The organism is Kitasatospora sp. NPDC029312 (genome assembly GCF_055569215.1).
In genome coordinates this window covers 1-25,296 of record NZ_JBVHXY010000027.1, presented here as the reverse complement: position 1 = coordinate 25,296, position 25,296 = coordinate 1, and the positions used below count along the sequence as shown (strand labels likewise).

The following is a 25,296-nucleotide window of genomic DNA, read 5'->3' as shown; positions in this document are numbered from 1 at the left end:
CTCACAGGTTGCCGCGGCGGTCCTGCTCGCGCTCGATGGACTCGAAAAGCGCCTTGAAGTTGCCCTTGCCGAAGCCCAGCGAACCGTGCCGCTCGATGAACTCGTAGAAGACGGTGGGGCGGTCGCCGATCGGCTTGGTGAAGATCTGCAGCAGGTAGCCGTCCTCGTCGCGGTCGACCAGGATGCCGCGCTTCTTCAGCTCCTCGATCGGCACCCGCACCTTGCCGATCCGCTCACGCAGCTCCGGATCGTCGTAGTACGCGTCCGGGGTGGCGAGGAACTCCACGCCGCGGGCGCGCAGCATGTCCACCGTGGTGAGGATGTCGTTGGTGGCGAGCGCCATGTGCTGGCAGCCGGGGCCGCTGTAGAACTCCAGGTACTCGTCGATCTGGGACTTCTTCTTGGCGACGGCCGGCTCGTTGAGCGGGAACTTCACCCGGTGGTTGCCGCTGGCGACGACCTTGGACATCAGGGCGGAGTACTCGGTGGCGATGTCGTCGCCGACGAACTCGGCCATGTTCACGAAGCCCATGACCCGGTTGTAGAACCGGACCCACTCGTCCATCCGGCCCAGCTCGACGTTGCCGACGGCGTGGTCGAGGGCCTGGAACAGCCGCTTGGGGGTGCCCGCGGGGTGGGTGACGCCGCTCTGTGCGGTGACGTAGCCCGGCAGGTACGGGCCGTGGTAGCGGGAGCGGTCGATCAGGGTGTGGCGGGTCTCGCCGTAGGTGGCGATGGCCGCGCGGCGCACGGTGCCGTTCTCGTCCGAGACGTCGTTGGGCTCCTCCAGGACGGTGGCGCCGCACGCACGGGCGTGCTCGATGCACTTGTCGACGTCCGGGACCTCCAGGGCGAGGTCGACCACGCCGTCGCCGTGGCGGCGGTGGTGGTCCAGCAGCGGGCTGTCCGGCCGGACGCCGCCCTTGATCACGAAGCGGCAGGAGCCGGAGCGGAGCACGTAGGCCTTGCGGTCGCGACGGCCGGTCTCCGGGCCGGAGTAGGCGACCAGCTCCATGCCGAACACGACCTGGTAGAACTGGGCCGTCTGGGTGGCGTTGCCGACCACGAAGACGACCGCGTCCTGAGCGGTGACGGGGAACGGGTCGGTGCTGGCGTCGTGCTCGACGAGGCCGACGAGGCGGCGCAGCTGATCGGCGTCGAGACCGGCCTCGCGCTCCTCGGGGGTCAACTCAAGGGCCTGGGACTGCGGGGTCATCGCTCGTTCCTCCACTCTGGGCCTCGGCGCTGAGGCTTCCGCTGGATCGCGTGGATCACGGCCGCACGGCTTTCGGGTGGGCGGTGCGGCTGGCGCAGAGCTTGCTCCTGTCAGGGGGGTTGGGCAACAGGTCGGTTTTTCACTGCTCAATGTGTACAAGCTGATCAGCAAATCCCGCCCAGGGCTGCGCAAAATGCGCTGCGTCGGCGGGGTGGTCGCCGGAATTCTGCGCAACCGGCGATCAAGGGCTCCCGCCGGTCGGGAGGTGGCGCAGGAACCAGTCCTCGGCCAGCTCGGCGACCCGGTCGAGGGTGCCCGGCTCCTCGAACAGGTGGCTGGCGTGCTCCACCACCACCAGCTCACTCTCGCAGCGCAGCGCGGACCGGGCCTGCCGGTTGAGGTCGATCACGACGGTGTCCAGGGCGCCGACCAGCAGCAGTGTCGGCGCTTCCACCCGGCCCAGCACCTGCGGCCCGGCGAGGTCCGGGCGGCCACCGCGGGAGACCACCGCACGCACCGCCGGGCCCAGTTCGGCGGCCGTGTGCAGCGCGGCGGCGGCGCCGGTGCTGGCGCCGAACAGGCCCAGCGGCAGGCCGCGGGCCTGCGCGAGCCGACCCAGCTGCCCGGCGACGGCGGTCAGTCGCGAGCCCAGCAGACCGACGTCGAACACCTTGCGCCGGTCCGGCTCCTCGTCCTCGGTGAGCAGGTCGAACAGCAGCGTGCCCAGCCCGGCGCGGTTCAGGTGGCGGGCGACGTGCCGGTTGCGCGGGCTGCGGCGCCCGCTGCCGCTGCCGTGGGCGAACACCACGATGCCGCGCGCCCCGGCCGGGACGGTCAGCCGGCCCGCCAGCCGGACGCCGCCGGCCGGCAGCTCCAGCTCCCGGTCCACCCCGGCGGGCTCCCCCGGCCCCTCGCCATGGGCCTCGGCCAGCAGCCGCAGCACCTCCTCGTCGCCGGTCTGCGAGAAGTCGCCGTAGAACTCGCCGATCGCGTAGAACGGGGACGGCGTGTCGACGCAGACCAGCTCGTCCGCGACCTCGGCCAGGCGGTCCGTCCAGTCCCGGGGCGCCACCGGCACGGCCAGCACCACCCGCGCCGCGCCGCGCGCCCGGACGATCCGGCAGGCGGCCTTGGCGGTCGAGCCGGTGGCGATGCCGTCGTCCACCACGACCACCGTCCGCCCGCGCAGGTCGGCGGCCGGGCGGTCGCCCCGGTAACGGCGGGCCCGGCGCTCCAGCTCGGTCCGCTCCCGCCGCTCCACCGCGGCCAACTGCTCGTCGGTGACCCCGGCGAGCCGGATGACCTGCTCGTTCAGCACCCGCACGCCGTCCTCGCCGATCGCCCCCATGCCCAGCTCGGGCTGGTACGGCACGCCGAGCTTGCGGATCACGCAGATGTCCAGCGGCGCGCCGAGCGCCCGCGCCACCTCGGCGGCCACCGGCACCCCGCCACGCGGCAGCGCGACCACCACGGTGTCGGTGCCGCCCAGCGGGCTCAGGCGGGCGGCCAGCCGCCGGCCGGCGTCGGTGCGATCGGTGAAGTGGCTTCCGGTGACGGACATGACACGGCCTCCGAGTTCCACCGTACGCCGATCCGGCACGCCGCTCCCGGGACCGTCCTCGCCCAGTCCCACACCCACCCCGCCGGGGGCCGGGACCGTCCGCCGGGGCCCGCGGCCGCCCCAGCCGGGGCCTGGGACGCGCCGGGCACGCGCCGGGATCAGGACGGGACGGCGCCCCCGTGCGGCCGGGACACCGGGCAGCGGACGGTGGTGCGCAGAGACGGGCAGCAGAGCCCGCCGGAGACCGGAAGGAGCGCCGACATGCCGGGCACCGTCATCACCGACCTGCGCCGCCGCGGCGCCGTCGCCCCCCACCGCCTGCTCGCGGGCCCGCTGCGCGCCGTCGGCCTGCAACGGCTCGAGCCGGGCCACAGTGCCGCGGTGACCGCCGACGGCGTCGAGCACGCGCTGTACGTCACCGCCGGCTCCGGCCTCGCCACCCTGCCCGAGGACGCCGCCCACCCGGACCACCCCGACGCCGGCCTGCCGCTCGTCGAGGGCACCACCGTGGTGCTGCCGCTCGGCTCCCGGACCGTGCTCACCGCCGGGACGGCCGGACTGGAGTACTTCCACGCCGTCCTGGCCACCCCCGCCCCGTCCTCCGAAGCCCCGCCCGCAGCCTCCGACACCCCTCCCGAAGAAGGTGACCCGGAGTGATCGTCACGCCTGCCACCGGCTCCGCCACGGTCGTCCTCGGCCCGAACGGCCAGCGCGTCCGGATCCGCTCGCTGGCCCGCCGCACCATGCTCGCCAGCGCCTGCGAGTCCTTCGACCACCTGCGGCTGAGCCCGGGCGCCCACCACGAACTGCCCGGCCGGCCCGACGCCGAGACCGTCCTCCACGTGCTGCGCGGCGCCGCCGTCATCGGCCGACGCTCCGCCGAGCCGGACCACCTGGCCTCGGACGGTGACCTGCTGCTGGCCCCGCGCGGCCACTGCCTGCATCTGGAGGCCGGACCGCTCGGCGCGGAGCTGCTCCACCTCACGTTGGCGGTGCCCCGGCACCGCGCCGGCACCCGCGCGGCCCTTGCCCGACGCCGCGCCGAGCACCGCAACCGCCCCTGACGTCATCCCCCCTGCCCAGGAGGCCCCAGGTGATCCTCGTCCCCGCCGCCGTCCCCCGCACCGCTCCCGTCTTCCAGCGGCTGATCGACCCCGACCAGCGGCCCGGCGTCCGCGCCGGCCTGGCGGTCGAGACCGTGCCGCCCGGCGGTCACGTGGCGCGACTCCCGTGCGGGGCCGCCGAGACGGTGGCCGTGGTGCTCTCCGGGCGGCTGTTCGTGGGCGGCCGGGTCGTGCTCCCCGGTCAGCTGCTGCACGACCCGCCGGGCAGTGGCCACCGGCTCACCGCGCTGCCCGGCGCGCCGACCGCCGTGCTCACCGTCCGTGCCGTCCCGCCCACCGCCGGCATCCCCACCCAGCGCGGCGGTTCGGGGTCCCGCGGCCCCGACCGGCGGATCGCCGTGCACACCGTGCGGCTGGCCGGCGGCGCGACCTGGGGACCGTACGCCGAACCTTCGGCGGACGCCTTCCTGCTGCCGCTCTCCGGCACCGGCCGGCTCCTTCACGGCGTCAGCGGTGAAGTGCCGCTGTTCTCCGGCGACTTGGTGTACGTCCGGGCGGGGGAGCGGTACGGCCTGCGGGCCGGCACGGACGGACCGGTCAGCGCCGTTCTCGGGCGGATCGGCGTCCTGGACGCCGTTCTGGGACCGGAACGGGACACCGAGCCCATGCATTCGGGGCCCGGACGTCCGCACAGTTGAGGCAGGGCGATCGAGCGATCGGATCGGCCGTTCGGAAGAATCAGGAGAACCACCTCATGGCAATGAACAGCGCGACCAGGGCGATCTGCCTGGCCTCCGTGACAGTCGGTGTGATCGCGGTCGTCGTGGTGCTGCGGAACGCCTGCGCCACCTCCACGACCGGTACCCGTCCTGGCACCGGTGGCGGCTCGGCGGCGGCGGACGGCCACATCGGCTGCCCGCCCGGCGGCTGCAGGGCCGTCCCGCCGGACCCGGACCAGTAGGGGGCGGGGGAGCCGGGGCCGCCGCCCGGGACCGCCCCGGCCCCACCGTCAGCCCCACCGTCCCAGCACCACCGTCCCAGCCCCACCGCCCCCGGCGCAGCCAGCGCCGGGGGCGCCGACCGCGGTCGGCCGCCGCCAGCCACCGGCCCTCCCGCCGTCAGCCGCCGTGCGTCCCGCCGTCGACGGCCGGCTCCTCCACCCCGCTCCTCCCCGTCGACCGCGGCAGCACCGCCAGCACCTGCGTCCCGCCGGCCCGCGGCAGCGGCCGGACCACACAGCTGCCGCCGATCTCCGTCGCCCGGTCCGCCATCGAGCGCAGCCCCACCCCGCCGCCACCGCCGCCGGCATCGCCGTCCGGTTCCCCCGGCCCGGCGGAGTCCTCCCGGTACCCGACCCCGTCGTCCTGCACGGTGAGCACCAGCGCCTCCTCGTCGACCCGCAGCAGCACCCGCGCCGACCTGGCCCGGGCGTGTCGCAGCACGTTGTTGAGCGCCTCCGCCGTGATCCGGTACGCCGCGACCTCCACTGCGGCCGGCAGCTCGGGCAACGGCTCCGGTTCGATCTCCGCGGTGACGGCCAGGCCGGTCCCGCTGAAGGTGGCCGCCAACTGCTCGACCGCCCGGGCCAGCCCGAACTCGCCGAGCGGGGCCGGCCCGAGCCGGTCGGTGATCCGGCGGAGCTCGGTGATCGCCATTCCCAGCCCCTCCGCGATCCCGTGCAGGGTCGTGGCCAGCGCCTCGTCGGCGGTGGCGGCCGCCCCGTCCACCCGCAGCCGCAGGCCGGCCAGCGCCGGCCCGAGCCCGTCGTGGATGTCCCGCCGCAGCCACCGCCGCTCCTCCTCCCGCCCCGCGACGATCTGTTCCCGGCTGGCCTGGAGGTCCTCCTGCAGCCGCAGCGACGCGACGGCGGGCGAGGCCTGGTCGGCGAGGGAACGCAGGATGTCGACGTCGCTGGCGTCGAGCCGTTCCTCGCCCGCCCGCAGCCCGACGGTCAGCTCGCCGATCGGCAGGCCGTTGTGAACCAGCGCGAAGCCGCGGGTCCGGCCGTCGAGGCGGCCGGCGGTGGCGAGCGTGCGCCGGCCGGCCCGGGTGGTGACGGCGAGGGTGACCCCCGGCAGCCGCAGCTCCTCGGCGACCGTCGCGCACAGTGCCTCCGGCAGCCGAGCCGGGTCGACCACCTGCCGCACCCGGCCCGCGAGCGCCCGCAGCACCTGGTACGGCTGCGCGCGCTCGCCGTAGTACAGCCGGTCCACCAGGGCGACGGCCCGCCGGGCCGCCCGCGGTAGGGCCGCGCCCAGGGCGTAGACGAGCGCGATCAGCAGCAGCGCCGCCCCGCCGCGCCCCGGCAGCAGCCAGCTGGAGAGCAGGGTGGCCGCGGCCACGAACAGCACGGTGACGCCGGTGGCCAGCAGGAGCCCGATCAGCACGCTGCGCGCGGCCCGGTGCAGTCGCCAGCCGTGGTCGCGGATCACCAGCACGCCGATCCCGACCGCCCAGACCGCCCCCGCGGCGGCGAACAGCGAGTAGCTGAGCCAGTAGTGCTCGGTCAGGGTCCGCTCGTAGAAGTCCTGGGTGCCGGCCCACAGCAGGTAGGCGCCGAGCATCGCCGCCACCCGCAGCCGGTGCCGCCCGGCCTCGTCCGCACCGCGCTGCGGACCGGCGGGCTGCGGATCGCCGTGCTCCGGATCGCCGTACTTGGGATCGCCGTGCTGCGAGCGGGCGTGCTGCGGACCGGCCGGTCGCAGCAGGCGCACCAGCAGGACGGCGGAGGCGAACCCGATCAGGCACTCGCTGATGAGCAGGTCGTGGTTCCAGAGGGTGTTCACGACGGTGCGGAACAGGTGGCCGGGCGGGTTGCCGGCCAGCGGGTTGGGCCGCCCGTGGAGGGTGGCGCTGTCGAGGGTCCAGGCGGTCACCGGGACCACCCACAGCGCGACGGCCCCGATGTACCACCACCAGCGCCGGGTGGTCAGCCGCCCGGCGGGCAGCCAGAGCGGCAGGGTGTAGAACAGCGTCACGTTCACGGCGAGGCACAGCGCGTCGAAGGCGGCCGTCGCGCCGAGGATGCCCGGGTCGGTGACCTCCACCCAGACGGGGGCGTCCGCCGCGTACGGTAGGACGAGGGTGAACGCGTAGACGAGCAGCACCCAGCCGAGCGGGCTGCCCGGCCGGTGGGCGTGCAGCAGCATCCCCGCGGCGGCGGTCGGCAGCGCGTAGACGAGGACGGCGAGCAGGTCCCGCGGGTGGGCGACGCCCGGTTCGCCGAGGTGGACGAGCACGTAGCAGGTCCACAGCGTCGCGACGACGAGGCAGACCGCCGTGGCGACCGCCGCGGCGGTGAGCTGCCTCTCGGCCGGCGTGCGGCGCCGGGGAACGGTCACCGTGGTCATGGCACCACCTCGCAGACGGGCCGGGGCGCGGGCCGCACCGGTCGATACGGCCCCCGGTCGGCGGCGGGTCCCGCACGTTCGCGTCCAGTCTCGGCAACCCGGCGTCCCGGGTGCCTGAGGCAGGGGTCACCCACCCGGTGCGGGACGCAGCCGATCCGCCCCTCCCCGCCGTGCGGACGACCTTCCGAGCATGTCACGGAAAGTCACGGGAGCCTCGCTGCTAGTGTCGTCCGGGTGGATGAACAGCAGCCGGCGGCACCCCGGGACCTGGCGGGCCAGGCCCCGTCCGTCCGTGTACTGATCGTCGATGACCACCCGCTCTTCCGGGAGGGGCTCAAGGCGGCGCTGGAGAGCGCCGAGGGCGTCCTCGTGGTGGCCGAGGCCGAGCGGGTCGCCGACGTGGCGGAGGCGGTCGAGCGCAACCGCCCCCATGTGGTGATCATGGACCTCTCGCTGCCGGACGGCTCCGGACTGGAGGCCGTCCGCCGGCTCTCCGCCCAGGAGCAGGCGCCGCCCGTGCTGATGCTGACCATGTCGGACGACGACGGCAACCTGCTCGCCGCCCTCCAGGCCGGCGCCCGCGGCTACCTGGTCAAGGGCGCCGGACGGGAGGAGGTGCTGCACGCCGTCCGTACCGTCGCGGCCGGCGGTGCGGTGTTCGGCGGCGAGGTGGCCGGACGGATCACGGCCCTGCTCACCGGGGCGAGGATGCGCGAGGCGGGGCAGCTCTTCCCGGAACTCACCGCCCGCGAGGCCGAGGTGCTGGACCTGGTCGCGCGCGGCCACGACAACCGGCGGATCGCCCGGGAGCTGGTGGTCGCGGAGAAGACCGTCCGCAACCACGTCACCCACATCTTCGAGAAGCTGCACGTCGCCACCCGCGCCGAGGCCGTCGCCCGGGCGCGCGACATGGGGCTCGGGGACAGCTGAGCCCGCCTGGGAAACTGAGCCCGCCTGGACGGCTGAGCGGCCTGGCGGCCGCTGACCCCGGGGGCCGGCCCGCCGGCCGGCACCCCGGGTCCTGTGAGTGCGTCCGGTCCTACGGCTGCATCTCGTACGCGCCGCAGAGCGCCTCGACCCGCGCCCAGACCTTCGCCGCGCGCTCGGCGTCCGCGACCGGGCGGCGCACGTTCGCCAGCGCCCAGGCCGCCTGCTCCTCGGTGGTCGAGGCCTTGCCGTGCAGCTCGGTGGCGTGCGCGGAGAAGTCGCGGACCAGCGCGTCGAAGACCTGGTCCAGCACGTCGGCCGGCAGGCCGGTCAGCTCGGCCTGCTCCAGCACCAGCTGGCCGTAGACGATCAGCGCGAACAGCTGGCCGATCTCCAGCAGGAAGTCCAGGTCGGCCTGCTGCTCCTTGCTCGGCGCGTGCTCGAGCAGCAGCCGGCAGAAGCCGTCGGCCTGTTCGCGGAAGCGGGCGACGTTCGGCAGCTGGGCGTTGCGGTCGTAGGCGGCGCGCCAGTCGTGGAAGCGGATCGCGCCGAGGCCGCGGGCCGGGCCCTGGCGGAACAGGAAGGCGTCGTCGGCGGCGTCCAGGCGGGTCGGCACGGGGGCGTAGTCGGCGGGCGCGAACAGGTAGTTGCTCATGAACTTGAGGATCAGCGCCAGGTTGACGTGGACGGTGCCCTCCAGCTTCGGCAGGCCGCGGATGTCCTTGGCGGCCTTGTCGAAGTAGGTGTCCGCCTCGAAGCCCTTGGCCGCGATGACGTCCCACATCAGGTCGATGACCTTCTCGCCCTCGGTGGTGACCTTCATCTTGGTCATCGGGTTGAACAGCAGGTAGCGGCGGTCCTCGGGGGAGGCGGTGCGGAAGTAGTCCACGGCCCGGGCGCTGAACAGCTTCATCGCCACCAGGCGGGCGTACGCATCGGTCAACTCCCGGCGCACGTGCGGGAAGTCGGTGACCTTCCGGCCGTACAGCACCCGGTTGTGGGCATGCGTGACGGCCTCGTACATCGCGTGCTCGCAGATGCCGATCGAGGCGGTGCAGAGGTTGAACTTGCCGACGTTGACGGTGTTCAGCGCGGCGTCGAAGGCGGCCTGGCCGGTGTGCAGCACGTCCTCGGCGCGGACCGGGTAGTCCTCCAGCCGGAACTCGCTGACGTACATCTGGGCGTTCACCACGTTCTTGACCAGGTGGTACGCCTCATGGCGGCTGTCGGCGGCGAAGAAGACGTAGCCCTCCGGGCCCTCGACGTCCGAGCGGCGGCCGAAGACCGAGACCAGGCCGGCGACGTTGCCGTTGCCGATGTAGTACTTGGAGCCGGTCGCGGTGAAGCCGCCCTCGCCGTCCGGGGTGAGGATCATGTCGGTGGAGTAGATGTCGGCGCCGTGGGCGCGCTCGGACAGGCCGAAGGCCATCACGTGGCCCTCGGCGAGGAGCCGGGCGGCGCGGGCCCGGACGGCCTCGTTCTCGCTCTGCCAGACCGGGCCGAGGCCCAGGATGGTGACCTGCCAGGTGTACCAGTAGCCGAGGCCGTAGAAGCCGAGGATCTCGTTCAGCTCGGCGATCCGCGCGGTGTCCCAGCGCTTGGCCGGGTCGGCCGCGGCGGGGGTCAGGAACTCCGCGAACAGGCCCTCCTTCGCCGCGAATTCGAGGAAGTCGGCGTACCAGCTGCGGTCGATGTAGGTGTCGATGAGCGCCTTCTTGCCGCGGGACTCGAACCAGTCGACGGTCGCGCGCAGCAGCCGGCGGGTCGGCTCGTCGAACTGCGCGGGGTCGTAGGTGCGCGGGTTGAAGAGCATCATGGGCTCCCGGGGGTCGAGGGTGGGGAGTGGCGTGGCGGCCGACGGCTGCCGGCCTTCGGGCAGTGGCCCAGCGGGTGCCGAGGGTCGTCAGCCTTCGGCGGCGAGGCGGCGCAGCGTGGCGAGCACGTCGTCCAGCCAGGCGAGGGTCATCCGCTCGTACTCGATGCCGCCGCGCAGCACGACGTGCTGGAGCTCCTGCCGGGTGTCGAGCGCGCACAGGTCGGGGAAGTCCCGCTGCTCGCCGTGCAGGTAGCGGGCGAGCAGGGCGGCGTGGCTCTCGCGGTGCCGCTCGACCTCGGAGACCAGTGCGCCCGGGTCGTCGAAGGCGGCGGCGCGGATCTTGACCGCGAGCTCGTGCCGAACGGTCTCCGGCTCGACGGGTTCGCGCAGCCAGGCGGCCAGCGCGTCGCGTCCGGGCCCGGCCGCCGAGTAGACCTTCTTGTCGGGCCGGCCGTCCTGGGCGACCTCCTGCGCGGCGATCCAGCCGTCCGCCTCCATCCGTCGCAGCACCCGGTAGATCTGCTGGTGGGTGGCGGTCCAGAAGCGTCCGATGGAGCGGTCGAAGCGCCGGGCCAGCTCATAGCCGGAGCCGGGCTGCTCCAGTAGCGAGACGAGGATCGCGTGCTCCAGTGCCATGCCCGCATCCTGCTATGCAACGAGTTGCATAGGCAATGGGCCTTCGGGGTGGTGAGACACAGGTCACCGGCGTGATCCGATGGTTATCGGTCATTCCCGACTATCAGGTGCAAAACCATGGAGAAGCGCCAGAATGGGTACGGGGCACGACCCTTTTCCAGGGTCCGGAACCACAGGAGGTGGTATCGGTGGCAACCCATATGCCGACCGGCATGGAACACCACCCGGACATCGTCGAACTCCGGGAGCACTACGAGCGGGTCACCTCGACCCCGCGGGCCCAGGGCGTGGAAGCCCTGGCCGTTCTGGCCGGCCTCTTCCTCGCGGCATCGCCGTGGATCGTCGGCTTCACCGCGTTCAGCACCCTGACCGTGACCTGCCTGATCGTGGGTCTGGCCTACACCCTGCTGATGGCCGGCTACGGCTCGGCCTACGAACGGACACACGCGCGGGCCTGGGCGGCCGCAGCGCTCGGTGTCTGGACGATCATCTCCCCCTGGGCCGTCTCGGGCTCCGTCGCGCACGGCAAGAACATCGTCACCTGTGTCATCGTCGGTGCGGTGATGTTCCTGCTCGGCCTCGCGGCGATCTCGATGGCCACGATCACGTCGAACGGAGCGGCGATGCGGCGCGGCCGGGCCGGCCGGGCTGACCGGGCCAAGGGCTGACCTTCCCCACAGCCCGTGTCCGGGGCACGGCGGGCGCGAGCCCACCGCGCCCCGGCGCACGTCCGGGGACGGGGGAGGGACGGCCCCGCCGCTACGGGTGCGTCATCCGCAGCACGTCCAACGCCCGGTCCAACTGCTCCTCGGTGAGGGCGCCCCGCTCGACGTACCCACGCTCCAGCACCACCTGACGGATCGTCTTCCGCTCGGCCAGCGCCTGCTTGGCGACCTTCGCCGCCTCCTCGTACCCGATGTACCGGTTCAGCGGCGTCACCACCGAGGGCGAGGACTCCGCGTACTCCCTGGCCCGCTCGACATTGGCGGTGATGCCGTCCACCGTCCGGTCCGCGAGCAGCCGGGCGCTGTTGGCCAGCAGCCGCACCGACTCCAGCACGTTGCGGGCGATCACCGGGAGCATCACGTTCAGCTCGAAGTTGCCGCTCGCGCCGGCCAGCGTAACCGTCGAGTCGTTGCCCACCACCTGGGCGGCGACCATCAGCACCACCTCGGGCAGCACCGGGTTCACCTTGCCCGGCATGATGGACGAACCCGGCTGCAGATCCGGCAGGTTGATCTCGCCGAGGCCGGTGCGCGGGCCCGATCCCATCCACCGCAGGTCGTTCGCGATCTTCGTGAACCCGACCGCCACCGTGCGCAGTTGACCACTCAGCTCGACCAGCGCGTCCCGCGCGCCCTGCGCCTCGAAGTGGTTCCGGGCCTCGGTCAGCGGCAGGCCGGTGGCCCGGGCCACCTCCTCGATCACGGCCGCCGGGAAGCCGGGCGGGGTGTTGATGCCGGTGCCCACCGCCGTGCCGCCGAGCGGCAGCTCGGCGACCCGCGGGAGCGTCGCCAGCAACCGCTCCCGCCCGTGCCGCACCTGCGCCGCGTAACCGCCGAACTCCTGGCCGAGGGTGACGGGCGTGGCGTCCATCAGGTGGGTGCGGCCCGACTTGACCACCTGCGCGAACTCGACGGCCTTGCGCTCCAGCGCCTCCGCCAGGTGCTCCAGCGCCGGGATCAGGTCGTGGGTGACGGCGGCGCTCGCGGCGATGTGGATCGAGGACGGGAACACGTCATTGGACGACTGGCTCGCGTTCACCTGGTCGTTCGGGTGGACGGGCCGCCCCAGCCGCTCGCCGGCCAGGGTGGCGATCACCTCGTTGGCGTTCATGTTCGACGAGGTGCCGGAGCCGGTCTGGAACACGTCCACCGGGAACTGGTCGTCCCAGCGGCCCTCCGCGACCTCCTCGGCCGCCGCCGCGATCGCCGTGGCCGTCTCCTCGTCCAGGACCCCGAGGCGGGCGTTCACCCGGGCCGCGGCCGCCTTGATCCGGGCCAGCGCGGCGATGTGCGCGCGCTCCAGCCGCTGGCCGGACACCGGGAAGTTCTCCACCGCCCGCTGCGTCTGCGCCTGCCACTTCGCGGCGGCCGGCACCCGCACCTCGCCCATCGAGTCGTGCTCGACCCGGTACTCCTGCGGCCTCTCCCGCTCGTCACCCATCGCGCGCTGCACCTCCTGTACGGGCCGCTCGGCCCGGTCACGGGTCACCGGTCGGCGGATCCCGTCCCGACCTGCCCGCCGTCGGCCTCTCGGCCTCTCGGCCTCTCGGCCTCTTGGCCTGTCGGCTTCTCGGCCTGCGGGGCTGGCGTTCTGTCGGTCCGTCGATCCGCCGGTCTGTCGATCATGACAGCCACGCGCGGGCCCCGGGTATTTCCGCCCGAGACCGACCGTCGCGGCAGCAGCACGACACGGCGGCAGCACGACACGGCGGCCGCCCTCGCGGCGCCGCGCGACTCCCGTCCCGCCGCGAGCCGCCGGGCCCTTACGGACACGGATGATTCCGCAGCCGTCCGCAGCGTGATCACTCGAAGGAGTGAGATCCCGGTCGGTTCGCTCCAGACGGCCGTGCGGTCCTTCGTACGCTCGCTCCTGAGCGGAGCCGGGCGACCACCGGCCCGCCCCCCGAAGCGCCGCAGCTCGGCCCGGGGGCCGGCACGGGGGCGGAGGGGGCGGACCAGGATGGCAACAGGACGGACGCAACGGCGCGGGGACGACGAGGTAGGCGGCCCCCGGCGCGAGGGGGCGAACGGGGAGCCCGCCAGCCGTGGGAGCGGCCTGAGCAGGCGGCGACTGCTCGGCGCCTCCGCACTCGGCGGCGCCGCCTGGCTGCTGCGCGCCACCGTGGGCCCGGACAGCGCCGAGGCCGCCACGCCCCCGCCCCCCGGCCTCCCCGCCGGCACCGAGCTCTACCAGCGGATCTTCCAGAACTGGTCCGGCGAGATCCGCACCGACCAGCTGTGGACCTGCGCGCCGCGCACCCCCGAAGAGGTCCCGGCGCTCGCCGACTGGGCACACGCCAACGGCTGGCGGCTGCGCGCCACCGGCTACCGGCACACCTGGGCGCCGCTCACCGTCGCCAACGGCACACCGGACAGCGCCCGCGTCCTACTCCTCGACACCAGCCGCCACCTCACCGCCCTCACCGCCGACTCACCCACCACCGTCCGGGCGCAGACCGGCGCCGGCATGGAGGAGCTGCTGGCCCACCTGGCCGACCGAGGCCTCGGCCTGACGGCCTGCCCGGCCCCGGGCGACCTCACCGTGGGCGGCGTGCTCGCCATCGGGGGCCACGGCACGGCCGCCCCCGCCGCCGGCGAGCTACGGCCGGACGGGCACGGCTACGGCTCGGTCAGCAACCAGGTCGTCCGGCTCACCGCCGTCGTCCTCGACCCAGCCACCGGCCGCTACACGCTGCGCACCTTCGACCGCACCGAGGCCGACAGCGCCGCCTTCCTGGTGCACCTGGGCCGGGCCTTCCTCACCGAGGTGGTGCTGCGAGCCGGGGCCGACCGGCCGCTGCGCTGCGTCAGCCGACTCGACATCCCGGCCGCCGAGTTGTTCGCCCGGCCCGGCGCCGACAGCAGCGGCGGCGGGCTGCTCGGCGGGCTGATGGGCGGTGGAGTGCCGGACGGTGGTGTGCCCGGCGGTGGCGGTCCGCGCACCCTCGCCGACTTCGTCGAGCGCGACGGCCGGGTCGAGGCGATCTGGTTCGCCTACACCGAGTACCCGTGGCTCAAGACCTGGACCGTCACCCCGACCAAGCCACTCGCCTCCCGGGCCGTCGACCAGCCCTACAACTACCCCTTCTCGGACAACGTTCCGGAACCGGTCGCCCGGCTGGCCGGCCAAATCGTCAGCGGCTCCTGGGGATCCGCCACGCTGTTCGGCCAACTCCAGTACCTCATCGCCAAGGTGGCACTCACCGGAGACCTCACCGACGTCCTGCTCTCCGGCGGACTGCTGCGCGACCTGCTCACCGGTGACCTCATCACCCACCTGCTCGCCGGAGGCCTGCGCTCCGACCTCTGGGGCCCCTCGCGCACCCTGCTGCAGTACGTCCGGCCCACCACCCTGCGGGTCACCGCCAACGGCTACGCCATCCTGGCCGAGCGCGCCGACCTGCAGTGGGTGGTCAGCGAATTCGCCGCCCAGTACCGGAAACTGCTCGGCGAATACCAGGCCCGGGGCGAGTTCCCGGTGAACGGCGCGGTGGAGATCCGGGTCACCGGCCTGGACGATCCCGCGTACTCGGGCGTCCCCGGTGCCCGGCCCCCGCTGCTCTCCGCGCTACGACCCCGGGCCGACCGGCCGAACTGGGACACCGCGATCTGGCTCGACGTGCTCGCCTTCCCGGGCACCCCCGGCCTGGAACGCTTCGCCCGCGACCTCGAGCAGTGGCTGCTGCGCACCTTCGACGGCACCCGGGCGGGCGTGCGGGTCGAGTGGTCCAAGGGCTGGGCCTACACCGCCGAGGCCGCCTGGTCCGACCCGGACCTGATCGGCCGGGTCATCCCGGACAGCCTGCGCGCCGGCGGCGGGCCGGGCTGGGACGAGGCGGTCGCCGTGCTGGACCGGTACGACCCGCACCGGGTGTTCGGGAACCCGTTCCTGGACGGGCTGTTGCGGTAGACGGCCGGGAAGGCCCTCGGCCACCCGGCCAGCCGGCCTGCCGGCCAACCAGCCAGTCGGACTGCCGGACCGCCGGACGACTGGCTGGCCGCCTGGTCCGCCCGGCCGTCAGATGTGCTCCATCACGATCACCGCGAGGGTGTCCGGGGCGAGCGCGCGGAACACGTGCGGGGCGTCGCCGGGGTAGCTGATGTAGTCGCCCGGGCCCAGCTCGACCGGCGCCTCGGCGGGGCCGACCAGAGCCCGGCCGGACCCGATCATCACGTGCTCGACGGTGCCGGGCATGTGGGGGTCGGAGGCGCGGGTCTCGCCCGGCTGGGCCTCGATCCGGTAGATGTCGCGCCGGGCGTTCGGCGGGCAGGAGGCCAGCACGGTGGCCGCGTAGTTGGCCTGCTCGGAGTGGGTCACCGGGCCCTCTCCGGCCCGAAGCACCTTGACAGTCGGGCGCGGCGGGTCGACCAGCCGGCTGAACGGCACGTTGAGCGCGACCCCGAGGGCCCACAGCGTCTCCACGCTGGGGTTGCCCGCGCCGGACTCCAGCTGCGACAGCGTCGACTTGGCGATGCCCGCGCGCCGGGCCAGCTCAGTCATCGACAGCCCGCTGCGTTCGCGTTCGCGCCGGAGGGAGGCGGCGATCTGGCCGATCAGCTCCGTGCCGGGCCCGTTGACGCCTGCGGGCTGGGCGGTCTGGTCACTCATGCTCGCCACTCACGCTTTCTTCCGGCTCCCTCGGATTCGGTGGTTGGTGTCGTTCATGCTGCCACGGCGGCCGGCGAGCGGTAGCCGTTCGCCCTGTCGGACGGTTCGTTCGCCTTGACGAACGACTGGGTCGGGGTTCAGTCTGGTGGACATGCGTTCGCTTCTCCGAACCCTGGAGCGTGCCACGCTTCGTGACATCGCCCTGGTCTGCCTCGCCGACGCCCTGGTCGGCGCCTCCTTCGGCGCGATCAGCGTGTCCGGCGGCCTGCCCCTCTGGGTGCCGATCGCCCTCTCCGTCCTCGTCTTCGCGGGCGGCTCGCAGTTCGCGGCCGTCGGCGTGGTGCTCTCCGGTGGCGGCGCGCTCGCCGCCGTCGCCACCGGCCTGGTGCTCAACGCCCGGCTGCTGCCGTTCGGGTTCGCCGTCAATGACGTGCTCCAAGGCCCCTGGTGGCAGCGGCTGTTGGGCGCTCAGCTGCTCACCGACGAATCCGCCGCGTTCGCGATCCAGCAGCGTGACCCGCGCCGGCGCCGGGCGGTCTACTGGATCTGCGGCGTCGGACTGTTCGTGGTGTGGAACCTCTCGGTGGTGCTCGGGGCACTCGCGGGCGGGCTGATCGGGGACACGGACGCAGTGGGCCTGGACGCGGCCTTCCCGGCGGTGCTGCTCGCGCTGGTGCTGCCCTCGCTGGCGGACCGCCGGACCCGTACGGCGGCCCTGGTGGGCGCGGTCGTGGCCGTCGCGGCGACGCCGTACGTCCCGGCCGGGCTGCCGGTGCTGCTGGCCCTGGTCGGGCTGCTGTTCGCCGGCCGGCCGGGGACTGGGGCGGAGGCTGAGCCCACCGGGCCGGTCGGGGCCGCCGGGTCCACCGGGTCCGCCGGTTCCACTGGGCCGGCGGGGTCGGCTGCCGGATTCGCAGGGCCGGCGGGGTCCGCCGCGTCGGCCGGGCGCGAGGTGACGGCCGCTGAAGCCGTGAAGGAGGAGGCCCGATGATGCCGTTCTACGCCATCCTGCTGCTGGCGGCCGGGACGTACGCCTACCGGATCGTCGGGCCGCTGCTCGGACACCGGCTCGCGCTCTCGGAGCGGCTGCGGCACCTGCTGGCCGTCGCCGCGGCGGTGCTGCTGGTCGCCCTGGTGGCGACCGGCGCGCTCACCCAGGGCCACGGCTTCGCCGGGTGGGCGCGTCCGGCGGGTGTCCTGGTCGCCGGGGTGCTCGCCTGGCGCCGGGCCCCGTTCCCGGCCGTGGTCGTCGCGGGCGCGGCCACCACCGCGCTGCTGCGGCTGTGTGCGGTGGCGTGAAAGCCGTGGGCGGCGGCTCGCCCGTGCTCCGGTGTCCCGTGCCCCGGTCTCCTGTGCCCTCGCTGACCCGTGTCGCCTTCCTCACGCCTTCGCGCTCATCCGCCGTCGGGCCGATTGCGGGATACTCCCCGGTATTGCGCCGAGAATACAAGGAGCTTCAATGACGAAGCCGCCCCGGATCGACCCGTCCGACCTGCTCGCCGTCGGTGACCTCCTCTCCGAGGAGGAGCGGCTGATCCGTGACACCGTCCGCAAGTTCACCGAGGACCGGATCCGCCCGCACATCGGCGACTGGTTCGAGCGCGGCGTCTTCCCGGCTCGTGAACTCGCCCCCGAACTCGGCGCCCTCGGTGTGCTCGGCATGCACCTCGACGGCTACGGTTGCGCGGGGGCCGACGCCGTGGCCTACGGCGTCGCGTGCATGGAACTGGAGGCCGCCGACTCCGGCCTGCGCAGCTTTGTCTCGGTCCAGGGCTCGCTCGCGATGCGTTCGATCCACGCCTTCGGCTCCGAGGAGCAGAAGCAGCGCTGGCTGCCCGGCATGGCGGCCGGCGAGCTGATCGGCTGCTTCGGCCTCACCGAGCCCGACTTCGGCTCGGACCCGGCCAACATGCGCACCCGGGCGGTCCGGAAGGGCGGCAAGGGCGGCGACTGGGTGCTGTCCGGCAGCAAGATGTGGATCACCAACGGCAGCATCGCCGACGTCGCCGTGGTCTGGGCGCAGACCGAGGAGGGCGTGCGCGGCTTCCTGGTCGAGCGCGGCACCCCCGGCCTGACCGCCACCGACGTGCACGGCAAGCTCTCCCTGCGGGCCTCGGTCACCAGCGAGCTCGCCTTCGACGAGGTGGTACTGCCCGCCGACGCCGTCCTGCCCGGCGTCGCCGGCTTGCGCGGACCGCTCTCCTCCCTCAACGAGGCCCGCTACGGCATCCTCTGGGGCACCGTCGGCGCCGCCCGCGACTGCTACACCGCCGCCCTCGACTACGCCAGGACCCGGATCCAGTTCGACCGCCCGATCGCCGGCTTCCAGCTCACCCAGCAGAAGCTGGTCGAGATGATGCTCGAGGTCGAGAAGGCCTATCTGGTGGCCCTGCGGATCGGCCGGCTGAAGGAGGAGGGCGCGGCCCGCCCGCCGCACATCAGCTTCGGCAAGCTCAACAACGTCCGCACCGCCCTGGAGATCGCCCGCAGCGCCCGGACCGTCCTCGGCGCGAACGGCATCACGACCGAATACCCGGTGCTGCGGCACGCCAACAACCTGGAGTCGGTGCTCACCTACGAGGGCACCAGCGAGATCCACACCCTGGTCCTCGGCGAGGCCATCACCGGCGAGTCCGCGTACCGCTGACGGCCGGCACAGCCCGCACAGGCCGTACTCCCGTATGCCTCTCTTACGGTCCGTTCGCCCCGACGACCAGCGGAAATCCGGTGGCCGGGCCCCGCCCGGCCCGGCTACCGTTCCCGCCATGAACGGCCAGACCACCCCGACGCCCCCGACCACCACCCTCTGGCGCCCCACCGGCCCCGAGGAGCTGGCGCTGGTCGAGGCCGCCGACTGGCGCGCCTGGCCGCCCCGGCTGCCCGAGCAGCCGATCTTCTACCCCGTCCTCAACGAGGACTACGCGATCCGGATCGCCCGCGACTGGAACGTGCCCGCCTCCGGCGTCGGCTACGTCACGCGCTTCGAGGTCGAGAGCGACTTCCTCGCCCGCTACCCCGTGCAGCAGGCCGGCGGCCGGACCATCCTCGAACTCTGGGTGCCCGCCGACGAGTTGGCGGAGCTCAACCGGCACATCGTCGGCCGGATCGAGGTCGTCCACGAGTTCCGACCCCAGCCGTGAGGGCACCTGCGGACGCGGCGGTTGCGGCGGTTGCGGCAGTCGAAGGGGAGCGCGTGCTGCTCACCTCCGGCTGGCTGCCCGCAACACCACCGCCCTGCTCGTCGAGGCCGCCGCCCGGCGCGGCCTGGCCACCGCCGTCCTGACCGGGCGGTGGTGCTGCGGGCAGCCGACCCGGCCACCGAACTCGCCGAGGCCGACCGCCGCTTCGTCCGTCCGCCGACGGACGGCTGACGCCCGGAGCACCGGGGCGCCGAAGTCTTCAGGCGGCGACCTCCCGACACCTCCCGGACACCCGCCGTTCGACACCGCGATGCCGTGCGGTACGGCGGGCCGTGAAACATGGCGCGGTCGGCGGCGCCCTCGGCGGGCGCTGCCGGGTGCCCACGACCGAGAGGAAGCCCCGCCATGTCCACAGCCCAGTGGCCCCGTCCCCGCGTCCTCGTCGTCGGAATCGACGGAGTGCGCCACGACTACCTGGCCGAGGCGGCGATGCCGCGTCTCCAGGAGGTCGCCGAGGCCGGGTTCCTGGTGCCGGTCACCGTCGCGGACACCACGCCCACCATGTCCGGACCCTGCTGGGCCACCATCGTGACCGGCGTGGAGCCCGCCAAGCACGGCGTCTGGGGCAACCACCTGGGCGGCAACCGGCTGGACGTCTTCCCCGACTTCGCCACCCGCCTCAACCGCGGCGACCGCCGCCGCACCTTCGTCGCCGCCGGCTGGGACCCGCTGATGATCAACGAGTCCGGCGGCCCGCTGTTCCGCGCCCCCGGCAGGCTCTCGTACATCGCCCCGGCCGAGGACACCCCCGAGGCCTGGGAGACCGTCGACGAGGAAGTCACCCGCGAGGCCGTGCACGTCCTCTCCACCGCCGACCCCGAGGCCTCCTTCGTCTACCTTGGCGCCGTCGACGAGACCGCCCACTTCCTCGGCTGCGGCGAGGAGTACCGCGCCTCGATGTGCACCGCCGACGAACGCCTCGGCCGACTGCTCGACGCCGTCCGCGGTCGGGCGACCCACGCCGAGGAACAGTGGACCGTCATCGTCGTCACCGACCACGGACACGTCGACGCCGGCGGCCACGGCGGCCGCAGCCTCGAGGAACGGACCGCCTGGATCGCCTGCGCCGGCCACGACATCCCCGCCGGACCGCCCACCGGGGAGATCCGCCACCCCGACGTCGCCGCCCAGGTGTACGCCTCCTTGCTGCGCCCCATCGACCCGCACTGGACCCTCGACGGGCGGCCCTTCCCGGTGGCCCGGCCGGTGCCCGCGCTGTCCTGACCCGCCGCCGCGCCGTCCGGCCGGCCCGTCCGGCGGGCCTCCCGGGGTCACGCGTGCTCCGAGTGCAGCACCCGGGGCTGCGGTGGGACCGCGACCGGGTCAGGCTCGATCGGGGCCCGAAACCGCAGGTACCCCAGGGGCCGGGCGGCCGGACATACGCCGGAAGGTGGAGACCGTACCCCGTGGGTCGGGTGTGAGGTCACGACCTCGTGGTGACGAACCGACGGTGCCGCCCGGGCCACGATAGGTACACCCGGACGGCGGACAACTCCGCCGGAGGGCCCCGCAGGGGCCGGTGACGGCCCACCGGGAACCGACACATCGGCACGGACACGGAGAGGGCAGTCGGACAATGAAGGGCATCGTGAGCAAGGTCGCGCTGGGAGTCGCAGGCACCGGCATGGCCGTCGCCGTGGCGACCGTGGCAATCGGCCCGCGCGTGTCCGAGTGGTGGGACGGGCGGCACCAGGAGCAGGCCTCGTACGAGAGCGGCTCCCAGGCCAAGGCCGACCGCCGCTCGATGCCGTCCTGGCTGCCCGACAACGCCTCCTCGGTGAAGTACCTGATGTCCACCAAGGGGGACGACCGCCTGCTGCGCGCCACCCTCCCCGAGGGCCGGCTGCCCGCCGGCTGCACCACAGGACTGCCGGGCAAGGGCCCGCACCCGATGCCGGCCTCGCTCAGGGCCGGCTGGTTCCCGGAGGACATCGCGACCAAGGTGTCCGGCACCTGCGGGCACTACAACGTGACCCTCACCGGCAACCAGCTCTACGCGTGGCAGGACGGCGCGACACTGCAGGCGGCCCTTCGAGCCGAGCACGTCGCCAAGCACTGAGGTCACTGACAGGGCACTGGCCCCGGATCAGCCGTCCCGACCAGGGAGCAAAACGGCCCGCCGAGCACCGGAAGGTGCGGGCGGGCCGTCGTCGTGCGCGCCGCACGAGCCGCATTGCGCGAGAAGTCGTGTGGCGATCGGCCGGCGGGGGGCATCCGCCCGGGCGCACCCTTGCCGTCCTCTCCCCGCCGGGCTGCGATAGGACGGACCGCGAACGAATCCCAGTCATCGCGCCCCCGAGGAGAGCCATGCCCGGACCGACCGTCGGCCCCGCCGACGAAACGTCGACCGCCCCCGCCGCCCCGCCCGGCACCTCGCCCGGTACCTCCTCCGTCATCGGCCGGGCCGGCGCCGGCCGGACGACGATCGCCGTCCTGGGCGGCCTCACCGCGCTCGGCCCGCTCACCACCGACCTCTACCTCCCCGGCCTGCCCGCGATCGCCGAGGACCTGTCGGCCCAAGCCGCGGCCGTCCAACTCACCCTCACCTTCTCGATGTTCGGGGTCGCGGCCGGTCAGCTGCTGTTCGGACCGCTCAGCGACCGCTTCGGGCGCCGCCGACCGCTGCTCGTGGGACTGGTCGTCTACACCGTGTCGAGCGTCGTGTGCGTGCTCGCACCGAACCTGGCGGTGCTGATCGCCGCCCGCTTCGTCCAGGGCGCGGCGGGCTCGGCCGGACTGGTCATCGGACGGGCCGTCGCCCGGGACCGCTTCCAGGGCGTGGCGATGCTGCGCTTCCTCGCCTCGATCGCGCTGATATCCGGACTGGCGCCGATCCTCGCCCCGATCATCGGCGCGCAGCTGATGCGGTTCACCTCGTGGCGCGGCACCTTCGGCGCACTGACGGCACTCGGCCTACTGCTCGCCCTGGCCGCGTTCGGTGCGCTGCGCGAGACGCTGCCGCCACAGGTCCGGGACGGCGGCGGGGTGGGCGCGGCGCTGCGCACCATCGGGCGGCTACTGCGCCGACTGCCCTTCCTGGGGCTGGCGTTGACCAGTTCGCTGTCCTTCGGCGCACTGTTCGGCTACATCAGCGGGTCGTCGACAGTGCTGCAGCAGGTGTACCAGGTCTCGCCGCAGACCTACAGCCTGCTGTTCGGGCTGAACTCGCTGTCGATCGTGGTCGTGACCCAGTTGAACGGGCGGGTGCTGGCCGCGCGCTTCACGGCGCGGGCGCTGATGCTGGGCGGGCTCGCCGCGGTGGTGGCGGCCGGGGTGGCGCTGGTTCTGCTGACGGCGGTGTGGGACTTCGGGCTGCTCGGGTTCTGCGTGCCGCTGTTCGTGTTGATGGGCAGCCTCGGCGTGGTCCTGCCGAACACGGCGGCGCAGGCGTTGAGCCAGGTCGAGCCGCAGGTCGCGGGGACGGCCTCGGCGCTGCTGGGCACCGGCAACTTCCTGTGCGGCGCGCTGGTCGCGCCGCTGAGCAGCCTCGGCGGCCGGCCGTCGGCCGTGCTGCTGGCAGTGGTGGTGCTGGCGTGCGGGACGCTGGCGCTGGTGGCGTACGGGACGATGTGCCGGCGGGCGGACGGCCGATAGATGACAGCTAACAGATTTCAGATAACAGATGTTGAAATCTGTCGGCTGTCATCTGTTACCAGCTCACTCTCAGCCGTCAGCCGCGCCGTCAGCCGATCGAGAAGTCGTCCCCGTAGACACTGCCCTGTCCGTACCAGCCGTGCAGGTACACCGTCACGGCGCCGGACGCGCCGGTGGTGAAGGGGACGGACAGCTTGGTCCAGCCCGACGACCCCGGGGTCCAGGTGCTGGCGGTGGCGCCGCCGCTGACGCCGATGTAGGCGTAGCTGCCCTGCACCCAGCCGCTCAGCGTGTAGCTGGTGTTGGGCTTCAGGGTCACGCTCTGCGAGCACTCGCCGGTCTGGCTCGCGCCGGCCGCTGCCTCGAGGGCGTGGGAGCCCGCGTGCACCGGGCTGGAGACCACGCCGCCGCCGCTCTGGCAGGTCCAGGGGGCCAGGCTGCCGGTCTCCAGGTCTCCGTTGACCAGGCCGGTGGGCGCGGTGGTCCCGGTGATGGTCAGCGAGAAGCTCGCGCTGCGGCTGCCGGAAGGCCCGGTGGCGGTGACGGTCAGCGGGTAGGTGCCCGGCGCGGCGGCGGAGGTGGTGGCGACGGTGAGCGTGGCGCTGCCGCCCGCGGTGACGCTGCCGGGGCTGACGCTGGCGCTCACCCCCGCCGGGGCGCCGCTCACCGAGAGGCTCAGGCTCTGCGCCGAGCCCGCCGTCACAGCCGTCGCGATGCTCGCGGACGTCGACGAGCCGGGCTTGACCGAGGCCGAGTTGGGGCTCAGGGCGACCGAGAAGTCATTGGTCGCCGTCGAGCCGCTGGTGAACGGCGCGAAGGTGTGGGTGAAGTCCCAGGTGTTCTGGCTGATGCCGGAGCAGGAGTCGTCGCCGCCCTTGCCCGGGCAGCCGCCGTTGTCGCGCTGGAGGGCCCAGAACGACAGGGTGTTGATGCCCTTCGACACCGCCCAGTTGTAGACCGTGGTGGCGTTCGCCACCGTGAAGGTCTCGGCCGCGCCGTAGTCGTCGATGCCGACCATCTCGGTGATCCCGATCGAACCCCACAGCTGCGCCGGGGTCTTGGACGGGTAGAGCTTGGCCAACTGGTTGTACAGGCCCTGCGCGGAGGTCTGGGTGTCGGCCGCCATGTCGTGGGTGGCGCCGTCGTAGTAGTCGAAGGTCATCATGTTGACGACGTCGATCCGCGCGTTGTTGCTGACGGCGCTCTTCAGCACCGCGAGGCCGCTGGCGGCCAGCCCGCTGGTCGTGGTCGGCAGGGTGTAGGAGAACTGGACGTTGCGGCCGTTGGCGGCGGCCCAGTCCTGCACGAGCTTGATGGCCTTGTTGCGGCGGTCGATCCCGGCCGTGTTGGTCAGCGAGTTGTCCTCGATGTCGAGGTCGATCCGGCTGATGTCGTAGGTGGTGACGAGGTTCTCGTAGGCGGCCGCGATCTGGTTGACGTCGGTGCAGCTGTCGGCCAGTTCGGTGCCGGTGTTGTCGGCGGTGTAGCCGCCGAAGGAGGGGATGACGTCCCCGCCGTTGGCCCGGATGGCGGCGATGTCGGAGCCGAAGGTCGCGGAGGAGACCGGCATCGACGTGTCGCCGTTCCAGTACGGCGTGCAGGAGCCCTTGGTGGCGGCCTGCAGGAAGGCCATGGTGAGGTACTTGGCGCCGGACTGCGCGGCCAGGGTGGCGGGGCTCTGGCCCGTCCAGGCCTCGAAGTAGGGGGCGAACATCCGGTTGGGGAGCGGGGTGGCGGCCTGGGCGTGGGCCGCTCCGGCGGCGACCAGTCCGGTCGAGGCGGCCAAGGTGGCGCAGGTCGTCAGTGCGGCCTGGACAGCTCTGCGTAGACGCATGGGTTCTCCAACAGGCGTGGTGGGGCAGGGCGTTGGGGAGGTCGGGCGCGGGCCCGGGCGTCGGCGGCCGTGTGGGGTCGGCCGCGCGGGTCCGGGTCCGGCTTTCGGTGCGGATGCGGACACTGGGGTGCGCGGGGCCACCGACTCGCGTGGAGGCGGGCGACGGTGCGAACGTGCGCACGCCGTACGGAGCGGGGGCGGAGCGGAGCAGGGCAGGGTGGTGCCTCAGCCGCCGGTGGTCACACCCCCACAGTGCATCCCGGTCGGATCGACATGCATATGGTTGGACTAGACCACTAGTCTGTCAAGGGTCCTAACTGTTCGTCAGCATACGGCCTGGATCGCTGAAGGCGGCCGATGGCCGGAAACGCCGGTGGCCGCGCACCCGGCGGGCGGGGCGCGGCCACGGCTGCCCGGCGCTCAGGACGCCGGGCGGTTCGGGGGGCTGGAGGACTCAGGGGGCACGGGCGGGGGCGAGGGCGCCTAGGGACCGTCTTCAAAGATCAGATCCAGAGCAGAATTGAGGCGATGGTGACGGCAGCCTGGTAGGACTCGCGGGTCTTGTCGTAGCGGGTGGCAAGGCCGCGCCATTGCTTGAGGCGGTTAAAGCAGCGTTCGACGACGTTGCGGAGCCGGTAGGCGGTGCGGTCGAAGCCGGGTGGCCGGCCTCCGCGCGAGCCGCGGTTGAGGCGATTCAGGTTCTGGTCGGCGCGTTCGGGGATGGTGTGCGGGATGCCGCGTCGGCGCAGGTAGGCGCGGATCTT

General features: G+C 73.4%; 23 protein-coding genes. 14 read left to right on the top strand and 9 right to left on the bottom strand.

What is annotated here, in order from left to right:
• Position 1: 1 nt before the first annotated feature.
• Together hppD and ACZ4WV_RS22155 are read right to left on the bottom strand one after the other, a co-directional pair.
• On the bottom strand, positions 2 to 1,216 hold the full coding sequence (gene hppD / locus ACZ4WV_RS22160) for a 4-hydroxyphenylpyruvate dioxygenase (RefSeq protein WP_465749261.1): 1,215 nt from the start codon (positions 1,214 to 1,216) through the stop codon (positions 2 to 4).
• A 241-nt stretch (positions 1,217 to 1,457) separates the two neighbouring features.
• Complete coding sequence (locus ACZ4WV_RS22155) at positions 1,458 to 2,777, bottom strand: phosphoribosyltransferase family protein (protein WP_465749259.1); 1,320 nt, start codon at positions 2,775 to 2,777, stop codon at positions 1,458 to 1,460.
• Between the two features lie 261 nt (positions 2,778 to 3,038).
• On the opposite strand from ACZ4WV_RS22155, the gene ACZ4WV_RS22150 reads away from it, so the two are divergent.
• From ACZ4WV_RS22150 to ACZ4WV_RS22135, 4 genes are read left to right on the top strand one after another with little or no spacing between them, the layout of a single operon-like run.
• Positions 3,039 to 3,434, top strand: a complete 396-nt coding sequence (locus tag ACZ4WV_RS22150) for a hypothetical protein (protein ID WP_465749257.1) — start codon at positions 3,039 to 3,041, stop codon at positions 3,432 to 3,434.
• A complete protein-coding gene (locus ACZ4WV_RS22145; protein WP_465749255.1) occupies positions 3,431 to 3,841 on the top strand; it encodes a hypothetical protein in 411 nt (136 codons plus the stop codon). Before ACZ4WV_RS22150 ends, ACZ4WV_RS22145 begins: the two co-directional genes overlap by 4 nt.
• Before the next feature lie 29 nt (positions 3,842 to 3,870).
• Positions 3,871 to 4,539 carry a hypothetical protein gene (locus ACZ4WV_RS22140; RefSeq protein WP_465749253.1) on the top strand — a complete coding sequence of 223 codons (669 nt, stop codon included), beginning with the start codon at positions 3,871 to 3,873 and terminating at the stop codon, positions 4,537 to 4,539.
• Between the two features lie 56 nt (positions 4,540 to 4,595).
• Positions 4,596 to 4,802, top strand: coding sequence for a hypothetical protein (locus ACZ4WV_RS22135; RefSeq protein WP_465749252.1), 207 nt, complete (start codon positions 4,596 to 4,598; stop codon positions 4,800 to 4,802).
• Positions 4,803 to 4,959: 157 nt separating this feature from the next.
• Here the strand turns inward: ACZ4WV_RS22135 and ACZ4WV_RS22130 are convergent, their stop codons facing one another.
• Positions 4,960 to 7,191 (bottom strand): sensor histidine kinase, encoded by a 2,232-nt coding sequence (locus ACZ4WV_RS22130; protein WP_465749250.1) that lies wholly within the window; start codon positions 7,189 to 7,191, stop codon positions 4,960 to 4,962.
• 234 nt (positions 7,192 to 7,425) lie between these two features.
• Between ACZ4WV_RS22130 and ACZ4WV_RS22125 the strand changes: the two genes are divergently transcribed.
• Positions 7,426 to 8,121: a response regulator gene (locus ACZ4WV_RS22125; RefSeq protein WP_465749248.1), complete on the top strand. Its 696-nt coding sequence runs from the start codon at positions 7,426 to 7,428 to the stop codon at positions 8,119 to 8,121.
• A gap of 109 nt (positions 8,122 to 8,230) precedes the next feature.
• Here the strand turns inward: ACZ4WV_RS22125 and ACZ4WV_RS22120 are convergent, their stop codons facing one another.
• Together ACZ4WV_RS22120 and ACZ4WV_RS22115 are read right to left on the bottom strand one after the other, a co-directional pair.
• A complete protein-coding gene (locus ACZ4WV_RS22120; RefSeq protein WP_465749246.1) occupies positions 8,231 to 9,934 on the bottom strand; it encodes an acyl-CoA dehydrogenase family protein in 1,704 nt (567 codons plus the stop codon).
• A gap of 87 nt (positions 9,935 to 10,021) precedes the next feature.
• Positions 10,022 to 10,570, bottom strand: a complete 549-nt coding sequence (locus tag ACZ4WV_RS22115) for a PadR family transcriptional regulator (RefSeq protein WP_465749244.1) — start codon at positions 10,568 to 10,570, stop codon at positions 10,022 to 10,024.
• A gap of 188 nt (positions 10,571 to 10,758) precedes the next feature.
• On the opposite strand from ACZ4WV_RS22115, the gene ACZ4WV_RS22110 reads away from it, so the two are divergent.
• Positions 10,759 to 11,238, top strand: a complete 480-nt coding sequence (locus ACZ4WV_RS22110) for an SPW repeat protein (RefSeq protein ID WP_465749242.1) — start codon at positions 10,759 to 10,761, stop codon at positions 11,236 to 11,238.
• Positions 11,239 to 11,329: 91 nt separating this feature from the next.
• On the opposite strand, the gene ACZ4WV_RS22105 is transcribed toward ACZ4WV_RS22110, so the two are convergent.
• Positions 11,330 to 12,736: a class II fumarate hydratase gene (locus tag ACZ4WV_RS22105; protein ID WP_465749413.1), complete on the bottom strand. Its 1,407-nt coding sequence runs from the start codon at positions 12,734 to 12,736 to the stop codon at positions 11,330 to 11,332.
• A 519-nt stretch (positions 12,737 to 13,255) separates the two neighbouring features.
• Between ACZ4WV_RS22105 and ACZ4WV_RS22100 the strand changes: the two genes are divergently transcribed.
• Entirely contained in the window at positions 13,256 to 15,205 is a 1,950-nt protein-coding gene (locus ACZ4WV_RS22100) for a cholesterol oxidase substrate-binding domain-containing protein (RefSeq protein WP_465749240.1), read from the top strand.
• A gap of 108 nt (positions 15,206 to 15,313) precedes the next feature.
• Here the strand turns inward: ACZ4WV_RS22100 and ACZ4WV_RS22095 are convergent, their stop codons facing one another.
• Entirely contained in the window at positions 15,314 to 15,904 is a 591-nt protein-coding gene (locus ACZ4WV_RS22095; protein WP_465749238.1) for a helix-turn-helix domain-containing protein, read from the bottom strand.
• Positions 15,905 to 16,055: 151 nt separating this feature from the next.
• Between ACZ4WV_RS22095 and ACZ4WV_RS22090 the strand changes: the two genes are divergently transcribed.
• From ACZ4WV_RS22090 to ACZ4WV_RS22060, 7 genes are all read left to right on the top strand, one after another.
• Complete coding sequence (locus tag ACZ4WV_RS22090; protein WP_465749236.1) at positions 16,056 to 16,895, top strand: AzlC family ABC transporter permease; 840 nt, start codon at positions 16,056 to 16,058, stop codon at positions 16,893 to 16,895.
• Entirely contained in the window at positions 16,895 to 17,203 is a 309-nt protein-coding gene (locus tag ACZ4WV_RS22085; protein WP_465749411.1) for an AzlD domain-containing protein, read from the top strand. Before ACZ4WV_RS22090 ends, ACZ4WV_RS22085 begins: the two co-directional genes overlap by 1 nt.
• A gap of 160 nt (positions 17,204 to 17,363) precedes the next feature.
• Positions 17,364 to 18,551, top strand: a complete 1,188-nt coding sequence (locus ACZ4WV_RS22080) for an acyl-CoA dehydrogenase family protein (RefSeq protein WP_465749234.1) — start codon at positions 17,364 to 17,366, stop codon at positions 18,549 to 18,551.
• 118 nt (positions 18,552 to 18,669) lie between these two features.
• Positions 18,670 to 19,044, top strand: a complete 375-nt coding sequence (locus tag ACZ4WV_RS22075; RefSeq protein ID WP_465749232.1) for a hypothetical protein — start codon at positions 18,670 to 18,672, stop codon at positions 19,042 to 19,044.
• Positions 19,045 to 19,449: 405 nt separating this feature from the next.
• Positions 19,450 to 20,328: an alkaline phosphatase family protein gene (locus tag ACZ4WV_RS22070; RefSeq protein WP_465749230.1), complete on the top strand. Its 879-nt coding sequence runs from the start codon at positions 19,450 to 19,452 to the stop codon at positions 20,326 to 20,328.
• Between the two features lie 364 nt (positions 20,329 to 20,692).
• Positions 20,693 to 21,163: a hypothetical protein gene (locus ACZ4WV_RS22065; protein WP_465749228.1), complete on the top strand. Its 471-nt coding sequence runs from the start codon at positions 20,693 to 20,695 to the stop codon at positions 21,161 to 21,163.
• A gap of 248 nt (positions 21,164 to 21,411) precedes the next feature.
• Entirely contained in the window at positions 21,412 to 22,698 is a 1,287-nt protein-coding gene (locus ACZ4WV_RS22060) for a multidrug effflux MFS transporter (RefSeq protein ID WP_465749226.1), read from the top strand.
• Between the two features lie 88 nt (positions 22,699 to 22,786).
• On the opposite strand, the gene ACZ4WV_RS22055 is transcribed toward ACZ4WV_RS22060, so the two are convergent.
• Positions 22,787 to 24,532 carry a glycosyl hydrolase family 18 protein gene (locus ACZ4WV_RS22055; RefSeq protein WP_465749224.1) on the bottom strand — a complete coding sequence of 582 codons (1,746 nt, stop codon included), beginning with the start codon at positions 24,530 to 24,532 and terminating at the stop codon, positions 22,787 to 22,789.
• Positions 24,533 to 25,035: 503 nt separating this feature from the next.
• Positions 25,036 to 25,296 (bottom strand): transposase (locus ACZ4WV_RS22050; RefSeq protein WP_465749222.1); only part of this gene is annotated, 261 nt, incomplete at its 5' end.